Source organism: Streptomyces sp. NPDC059456 (assembly GCF_042750055.1).
GTDB lineage: Bacteria > Actinomycetota > Actinomycetes > Streptomycetales > Streptomycetaceae > Streptomyces.
In genome coordinates this window covers 1-5,930 of the sequence record NZ_JBHYVA010000544.1, presented here as the reverse complement: position 1 = coordinate 5,930, position 5,930 = coordinate 1, and the positions used below count along the sequence as shown (strand labels likewise).

General features: G+C 73.9%; 5 protein-coding genes and 1 pseudogene. 1 reads left to right on the top strand and 5 read right to left on the bottom strand.

Annotated elements, in window-relative coordinates; translation table 11 throughout:
- Window positions 1-67: 67 nt before the first annotated feature.
- Window positions 68-1,261 carry an acetyl-CoA acetyltransferase gene (locus ACFXA3_RS32865; RefSeq protein ID WP_385192844.1) on the bottom strand — a complete coding sequence of 398 codons (1,194 nt, stop codon included), beginning with the start codon at window positions 1,259-1,261 and terminating at the stop codon, window positions 68-70.
- 107 nt (window positions 1,262-1,368) lie between these two features.
- Here ACFXA3_RS32865 and ACFXA3_RS32860 point away from each other — a divergent pair.
- Window positions 1,369-1,725: pseudogene (locus ACFXA3_RS32860) on the top strand (acyl-CoA dehydrogenase family protein); the annotation flags it as partial.
- A gap of 439 nt (window positions 1,726-2,164) precedes the next feature.
- Here ACFXA3_RS32860 and ACFXA3_RS32855 read toward each other — a convergent pair.
- The 4 genes from ACFXA3_RS32855 to ACFXA3_RS32840 form a co-directional block, all read right to left on the bottom strand.
- On the bottom strand, window positions 2,165-2,992 hold the full coding sequence (locus ACFXA3_RS32855; RefSeq protein ID WP_385192842.1) for an ABC transporter ATP-binding protein: 828 nt from the start codon (window positions 2,990-2,992) through the stop codon (window positions 2,165-2,167).
- Window positions 2,993-3,001: 9 nt separating this feature from the next.
- Entirely contained in the window at window positions 3,002-4,042 is a 1,041-nt protein-coding gene (locus ACFXA3_RS32850) for an ABC transporter substrate-binding protein (RefSeq protein WP_385192840.1), read from the bottom strand.
- Between the two features lie 44 nt (window positions 4,043-4,086).
- A complete protein-coding gene (gene ssuE, locus ACFXA3_RS32845) occupies window positions 4,087-4,689 on the bottom strand; it encodes an NADPH-dependent FMN reductase (RefSeq protein WP_385192838.1) in 603 nt (200 codons plus the stop codon).
- A 118-nt stretch (window positions 4,690-4,807) separates the two neighbouring features.
- On the bottom strand, window positions 4,808-5,746 hold the full coding sequence (locus ACFXA3_RS32840) for a TauD/TfdA dioxygenase family protein (RefSeq protein WP_385192835.1): 939 nt from the start codon (window positions 5,744-5,746) through the stop codon (window positions 4,808-4,810).
- Window positions 5,747-5,930: the final 184 nt, after the last annotated feature.

Sequence of the window (5,930 nt, the reverse complement as noted above, 5' to 3'; positions counted from 1 at the left end):
GCGGGGGTGACCCCCCCGGGGGGGGGGGCCCGTCGGCGGGGCGGGCGGGGCCGGGCGGCGTCCCGGCTCAGCCCCGGCCCAGGATCACCGTGCCGGACGAGCAGAACCAGCCTCCCGTGCCCGATGCCAGGGCGACCTCCGGGAGGCGGCCGCCCCGCTTCGTCACCTGGCGGTCCGGGCCCGCCTCGCCGCGGAGTTGGCGGACCGCCTCCACCAGCAGGAACAGGCCGCGCATCCCCGGGTGGCAGGCCGAGAGGCCGCCGCCGTCGGTGTTGACCGGGAGTTCCCCGTCCCGCAGGAGACGGCCCTTCTCCACGAAGGCCCCGCCCTCGCCCTTCGCGCAGAAGCCCAGGTCCTCCAGGGTCACCAGGGTCATGTACGTGAAGGCGTCGTAGATCTGGGCGAGGTCCACGTCCGCCGGGGTGAGCCCGGCCCGCTCGAACGCCGCGCGGCCCGAGACCGCCGCCGGGGAGACCGTGAAGTCCTCCCACTCCGACATCGTCGTGTGGGAGACCGACGTGCCCGAGCCCAGGATCCAGACCGGCTCCTTCGCCGTGTCCGGTACGTAGTCCTCTGCTGCCAGCAGCACCGCGCACCCGCCGTCCGAGCGGATGCAGCAGTGCAGTTTCGTGAACGGGTCCGCGATCATCTCGCCGGACAGCACGTCCTCCACCGTGATCGGGTCGCGGAACATCGCGTCCGGGTTGGTCGCCGCGTTCGCCCGGGCCTGGACCGCCACCGAGGCGAGCTGTTCCGGCGTCGTCCCGTACTCGTGCATGTGGCGGCGCGCGGCCATCGCGTACTTCGAGACCAGCGTGTGCCCGTACGGGACCTCGAACTGCAGCGGTCCCCGCGCCCCGAAGGAGAGGTTCGAGGTGCGGCGCCGCGCCTTGACGTCCGCGCGGGCCGTGGAGCCGTAGACGAGCAGGACGGCGTTGGCGTGCCCGGCGGCGATCGCGTCCGCCGCGTGCGCCGCCATGACCTCCCAGGTGGAGCCGCCCACCGAGGTGGAATCGACCCATGTGGGCCGCAGCCCCAGGTACTCGGCCACCTCGACCGGCGCGAGGATGCCGAGGCCGGCCGAGGCGAAGCCGTCGATGACGGAGCGGTCCAGGCCGGAGTCGGCCAGGGCGCGCCGGGCGGCCTGCGCGTGCAGGGCGTACGGGGTGGGGCCGTCCACCCGGCCGCAGTCCGAGAGGGCGACGCCGACGACCGCGACCCTGCGGCGGCCGTCACGAGGTGCAGCTTTGGGTCCAGGCATGGGGAGACGGTACATCTGACGCTCTGTCAGTTTCTAGTCCGCGCCCGCGGGGTTCTCCGCCGCCGGGGGCTCCCGGCCTCTGTGCATCTGCCGCCGCCCGGCCTAACATGACGGCCCGTCAGATCCCCTCCCGGCCGTCGCCGGGAGGTGCCCCCAGGAGGAGCCAGACGATGGATGCCGCCTTCACCGCGGAGCAGGACGAGATGCGCCGCACCCTGCGCGAGATCCTGGGCAAACGCTGTGGTCCGGACGAGGTCAAAGCCGCCGTCCGCACCGCCGCCGGACACGACCGCGAGCTGTGGCAGCAGCTCGCGCAGCAGCTCGGTCTGCCCGGCATCGCCGTCGCCGAGGAGTACGGGGGCGTCGGCTGCACCGCGGCCGACCTGGTTCTGGCGTGCGAGGAGACCGGACGGGCGCTGCTGCCCTCGCCGCTGCTGGCCACCGCCGTGCTCGCCGTACCGCTGATCACCGCCCTCGGCACGGACGCCCAGCGCTCCGCCCTGCTCCCGCCGCTCGCGTCCGGCGGGCTCACCGCGGCCCTCGCCGTCCCCGGCCCGGCACTGTCCACGGCCCTCGCCCTGACCGGCGACAAACCCCCCCCCGCCTGGGGCCGCGGGGGCCGGGGCGGGGGGGGGGCGGGGGGCCGGCCGGGCCCGCGGCCCGGCCCCCCCCCCGCCCGCGCGGGGCCGCCCCCGGGGGGGGCGCCCCCCGGGGCCGGCTCCGCCGCGGGAGCAGGTGTCCGTACGGGCGCCGCGGTGGCGGGCGCCGCGGCGCGGGCGGTGCCGGCGGACGCCGTCACGGCGTCGGCCGGTGTGGGGGGCGCGTCGGCCTGGTCGGCGGCAGCGGCGGCAGCGGCGGCCTGGACCGTGGCGGCGTCCGCCCGGGCCGTGGTGGTGTGGGTGCTCATACCGGGGTCTCCTCCTTCTCCAACTGCTGGGCGCGCGCCACCTCGTCGTGGAGGAGCGTCCAGATCTCATGGCGGTAGCGGGCGAACTCCGGGCTGGAGCGCAGGTCCTCGCCCTGGGCGCCGGGGCCGGCGCCGGTCTCCCGGGCGCCCAGGGAGACCGGGACGACCTCCTTGACCCGGCCCGGACGGGAGGTGATGACGGCCACCCGCTGCCCGAGGTACACGGCCTCCTCGATGCCGTGCGTGATGAACACGACGGTCTTGCCGGTGCGCTGCCAGATCCGGCGCAGTTCGTCCTGGAGCGACTCCCGGGTCTGGGCGTCGAGCGCGGCGAACGGCTCGTCCATCAGCAGCACGTCCGGGTCGTAGGCCAGCGAGCGGGCGATGGCGACCCGCTGCCGCATTCCGCCGGACAGCTCGTGCGGGTGGCGGTCCTCGAAGCCGGAGAGGCCGACGAGGTCCAGGAACTCCCGTGCCCGGTCGGCGCGCTGCCTTCGCGGGACGCCCGTCGCCTCCAGGCCGAACTCGACGTTGCCGAGCGCGGACCGCCAGGGCAGCAGCGCGTACTGCTGGAAGACGATGCCGCGGTCCGGGCCGGGCCCGGTGACGGGTGTGCCGTCGAGCAGGATCCGGCCCGAGGTGGGCCGGGTGAGGCCGCCGAGCAGGTCCAGGAGGGTGGATTTGCCGCAGCCGCTGGGGCCGACGACCACCAGGAACTCGCCCGCCTCGATCTCCAGGTCGATGCCGTCGAGTGCGGTGAACTCCTCGGTCCGGTCCTTCGTCGGGAAGGTCTTCGTCACGGAGTCGAACACGATCTTCGCCATGGCGGCCGCTCAGCCCTTTCCGTATCCGTTGAACTCGTTGGTGTAGAGGTCGCCGGGCTTCAGCTGCCCCTTCTTGATCTCGCCGCGCCCGCCGAGCCAGTCGAGCCAGAGCTGGAACTCCTTGTCGGCGATCCTGCCGCCGGGCTCGGCGACCCCGTACGAGCGCCAGTACTGGAGGGTCGAGGTGTCCTCGTTGCGGCCGCGCTTCTTGACGATCTCCGTCATCCGGGCGATGACCTCCTCGCGCGGGGTGGTGCGGGACCACTCGATGGCCTTGGCCACGCCGGTGGTGAAGGTCCGTACGGTGTCGGGGTTCTCCTTGATGAAGCGCCGGGTCATCACGTACGAGCCGGCGCTGAACGCGCCCAGCAGCTCGAAGTCCTTGAACAGCGGGCGTATCCCGCCGGCCGCCAGGGCCTTGTCGCGCAGGACGCCGCTGAGGACGCCGACCTCGATCTGCTTCTGCCGCAGGGCCTGTTCGGTGTTGACGGGCGGGACGACGAGGGACTCGACCTTGCCCGCGTCCGCCTTGGAGAGACCGTTGCGTTCCAGGTAGATGTCGAGGAGGGCCTGGGCGTGGGCGCCCAGGGTGTTCATGCCGACCTTCTTGCCGATGAGGTCGCGGGCGGACCGGATCGGGCTGTCCTCCAGGACGTAGTAGCCGAGGTAGGTGTCCTTGTCGGAGCCGTAGTAGGAGACGACGGCCTGGATCTGGGCCTTGCTCGCGGCCAGTTTGACGATCGCACCGTTGAAGGCGCCGCCGAAGTGGGTCTGGCCGGTGGCGGCGGACTGGATGTCCTGCGGGCCGCTGATGGTGTTGCCGACCCAGTCGAGGGTGAGGCCCCCGAGGTATCCGAGGTCGGCGGCCAGTTCGGGGAGCGTGACCGTGCCGACCGCGCCCTGGTACTTCAGGGTCGTGACCTGCTTGCCGGACCCGCCGGAGCCGCCGCTGGCGGTGGCCGTGCCGCAGCTCACCGCGGCCGCCGAGATGCCGAGCAGGGCGAGGAACTGGCGTCGGGAGGTGGAGGTGGAGGCGAGTGCTGCGGGCATGGGGTTCCTTGTCCGGGATGCGGTGGGTGGGCCGGGGGCCGCTGTTACGGGGCGGTGGTGGCGAGGGCGGAAGCGGGGGCGGAGGGGGCGACGGCGTGAGCGGAGACGGCGGGGGCGGCCCCGTGGCGCAGGGCCTCGGCGAACTCGTCGACGGCCTGGAAGAGGTCCAGTTCCGCCTCGGGCCGCAGCCGGTCCGGGCCGGACCCGCGTTCGACGGAGGAGTCCAGGACGAACCGTCCGGCGGTGACGTGCCGGGCGCCGAGGGCGGCGAGCACCGGGCGCAGGGCGTAGTCGAGGGTCAGGACATGGGCGAGGCTGCCGCCGGTGGCGATCGGCAGAACCGTTTTGCCGGCCAGCCCGTCCTGCGGGAGCAGATCGAGGAAGGCCTTGAGCAGCCCGGTGTACGAGGCCTTGTAGACCGGGGTCGCGACGACGATCCCGTCGGCCGCGGCGACGGCTTCGAGGGCCCGGCGGATCTCCGGCTCGCCGCGGCGGGCGGACAGGAGGTCGGCGGCGGGCAGCTCCCGGACGGCGAGGTGGGCGGTGTCGAACCCGGCGTGGCCGAGGCGGCGCAGCACGTGGTCGGCGACGACGGCGGTACGGGAGTGCGGGGAGGGGCTGCCGGAAAGGGCGAGCAGGGTGGGCACGGGGCCTCCTTGACCGGAGTGGCGGACGGGGCGGGTGAGGTGGGACGGGCGGGATCGCATGGTCCGGAAGCCCGGAGGTCAGGAGATCCGGAGATCCGGAGAACCGGAGGTCAGGAGGTCAGGAGCCGGCCGAGGCTCCGGACGGGATGCCGAACGACGGGTCCGGGACGGTCTCGGGGCTGATCAGCCGGGACGGGACGCCGTCCGGCCCGACGGGCACGTCGCCGTCCACCGTCACGCGGCGCAGGGTCCGCTCGTGCTCGTCCGAGTCGTCGACGCCGTAGTGCTGGGTGGCCCGGTTGTCCCAGATCGCGACGTCACCGGCCCGCCACTGCCAGCGGACGGTGTTCTCGGGGCTCTCGATGTGCGCCTGGAAGAAGTCGAGGAGGGCGCGGGAGTCCCGCCCGGTGAGGCCCTTGATCCGCTGGACGAAGTTGCCGAGGAGCAGGGTGCGTTCGCCGGTCTCGGGGTGGACGCGCACGACGGGGTGCTCGGTGAGGAAGGCGGTGGAGGTGAACACCTCGCGGTACTGGGCCAGGGCCTCGGGGAGGGCGTCGGGCTTGAGGGCGGCGTAGTCGTACTCGTTGGAGTGCAGGGCGCGCAGGCTGTCGGCGAGGGCGCGCAGCGGGGCGGGGAGGTGGGCGTAGGCGGTGGCGGTGTTGGCCCAGAGGGTGTTTCCGCCGTACGGGGGGACGGTGACGGCGCGCAGGATGGAGAAGGCGGGGTAGGCGGGGACGAAGGTGACGTCGGTGTGCCACTGGTTGGCGCGGGCGCCGTGGTGGGAGTCGATGCCGAGGGCGTAACGGCCGTCGGCGGAGGGCACGGTGGGGTGGGCGACGGGCGTCCCGAGCAGGTGGGCGAAGGCCTCGTGGGAGGCCTCATCGAGGTGGCCCTGGTCGCGGAAGAAGACGACCTTGTGGGCGAGGAGCGCGGCCCGGATCTCCCCGACGACCTCTCCGGGAAGCTCGCCGCCGAGCTGCACGCCCCCGATCTCGGCGCCGATGCGGCCGCCGATCCGGGTGACGACGGTCTGCTGGGTACGGGCGACGGTGCTCATGAAGACTCCTTCGGGTGGGCGGGTACGGCGGAAGGAACGGGCGTACGGGGCCCGGGCCGGATCGGCCGGATGCGGATCGGCCGGATGCGGATCGGCTCGGAACGGGGTGGGTGGGCGGCGGCCGCGTGGGGGTGGCGCGGTGGCATCGGCCGTCCGGCTGTCCGGCCGGTGACCGGGGTGGCGC